The 545-nt window shown below is 28.3% G+C and carries 1 protein-coding gene; it reads left to right on the top strand.

Annotated elements, in window-relative coordinates; all coding sequences use genetic code 11:
* Positions 1 to 98 precede the first annotated feature (98 nt).
* Positions 99 to 545, top strand: a 447-nt coding sequence (locus tag AJ936_RS03080; RefSeq protein ID WP_070274045.1) for a hypothetical protein, incomplete at its 3' end; no start/stop codon positions are given.

Below are 545 nucleotides of genomic sequence, written 5' to 3'. Positions count from 1 at the left end.
TCAATCGTGCTAGAATGATTAAACAAAATAGAATTAGCTTTGTGTAAATGTTTCAAGGTTAGGTTTTATCAAACAAATACCATAATAAAGGATAGAAAATGACAAGAGAACAAGCAGAATTAATTATAGAAGAAGAAAAGTTAATCTATGTAACTTGGCGTGATTATGATTATACAGCAGGAGAATATCATTTTACAATTTGGTTTAATCCTAATAACAATAAATATGAAGCTGTTTATATTGGAGAAAGGGGCGGTGTTGAATTTGAGTATTCTTTTGATAGTGAAAAAGAAGCCATTGATAAAATGTTGCAGATGAATTATAAGCGAAAAAAATACAATGGAAAAGACATTAAAGAATATCTAACAAAAGAAGTAGCATTAAGAATCATTAAAGAAGAAAAGTTAGAAGTGATTTGGTATGATGAAGCACTTAAACCTTTATGTGCAGGTATCAAACACGATAAACAAAGAGATAAATACATTTCTTTTATCACTAATGCTAAAGCAAAAATTATAGAATGGAAAAGTATTGAGTTTGATGGG

Origin of the sequence: Campylobacter sp. BCW_6877 (genome assembly GCF_001762445.1) — a bacterium.
GTDB classification, from domain to species: domain Bacteria; phylum Campylobacterota; class Campylobacteria; order Campylobacterales; family Campylobacteraceae; genus Campylobacter_D; species Campylobacter_D jejuni.
This window is presented reverse-complemented; position numbering and strand designations above follow the sequence as displayed.